Source organism: Actinotignum urinale DSM 15805, from assembly GCF_000420445.1.
Taxonomy (GTDB): Bacteria; Actinomycetota; Actinomycetes; order Actinomycetales; family Actinomycetaceae; genus Actinotignum; species Actinotignum urinale.
Genome location: NZ_ATUY01000028.1, coordinates 1 through 1205 on the forward strand (window position 1 = coordinate 1; position 1205 = coordinate 1205).

General features: G+C 52.2%; 2 protein-coding genes. Both read left to right on the forward strand.

What is annotated here, in order from left to right; translation table 11 throughout:
- Positions 1 to 988: hypothetical protein (locus tag G445_RS10635; protein ID WP_040431111.1), on the forward strand; the 988-nt coding region annotated here is incomplete at its 5' end.
- A 52-nt stretch (positions 989 to 1040) separates the two neighbouring features.
- A partial coding sequence (gene relB, locus G445_RS11315) for a type II toxin-antitoxin system RelB family antitoxin (RefSeq protein ID WP_022867139.1) occupies positions 1041 to 1205 on the forward strand: 165 nt, incomplete at its 3' end.

The window sequence follows — 1205 nt, forward strand, 5'->3', positions numbered from 1 at the left end:
ATACGCAAGTCGGGAAATCGATAAACGTGGAGGTATATCTGACCGGGCGGAAATCAACAGAGAAATCAGGCATGCCAATCGCGCCATCGCGGAAAGAAAGACGCTAGACGAGCGTATCCAAGCCCTCAAAACCGCGCTGAAACGCGCGTATATGCGCGCTAGAGAGCTGATAATCGGTATGGCTAGCCGGTATGTGCCACGCGCTCACGAGCGCGTAAAAAAGCGCCTGGAATGGACGTACGAGATGCTACATAGTGAGTGCATACCGGAAAACCGCGAGGGTGAGCTGGACAAGCTCCACGCCCTTACATATGAGTGTGAGCAAGCAAGCAAAAATGTGGATACGGCGCGCATGTGGCGCAAAAAGGGAAAGCTCGAATATGCGCAAAATCTCGCCACACTTAACACTACGCTTATGCATGAAATCGACCCGGCAACAGCAGGAATCACTATCCCAGCCCACGCCACACCAGCTGAGTATGCTCAGGTGCGGAAAGCAATCGAAACAGCAAAACGAGAACACTTTAGGACCGTGACCGCACCCCAAGACATCGCTAGGTATAAGGGGGAGGAGCGAGCCTGGAGCACATATGAGCGCGCATACGATGCTGTGCAACACCTTGCTTTAGGTGAGCCAGCAGAACGGCTGATAACGCGGTTTGAGCTGGAAAATATCCCGTCACAACCGCCGTTTTACCCCAACGCCGGGGAACGGGAGATTGGGCGTAAGCATATTGAAAATCTGCTTAAAGACGCTGACGAATACCGTACACAGGAGCTAATGCCAACGCGTGATGGGTATATCCACCCCGCGCACATGGAAAAGCGCTCAGAAACGCCCTCAGATGAACCTCAGAAGCCCGCTACAGTGAGCGACGTGCGGGCAAGCCTGAGAAATAATCTAGGCAAAATCCGCGATCGTAACAGCTCAAAACAGCCACGAAACGCGACCACGTATACGTCACGCAAGCGCGGGCAAACCCGCTAAAACCAGGCGCACCCAACCCTCTAATTGTGTCCGTGGGTGTATACTTGTTTACATGAGTGATGTTTTGAGTTTGCGTTTGCCTTCTGATTTGAAAGTGCGTTTGGACGCGTTGAGTGCGTCTACTAAGCGTCCTGCTTCTATTTACGTGCGTGAAGCTCTAGAAAACTACCTAGAGGACTTAGAGGACTATTACGAAGCTGTAGAAACCTACCAGCGC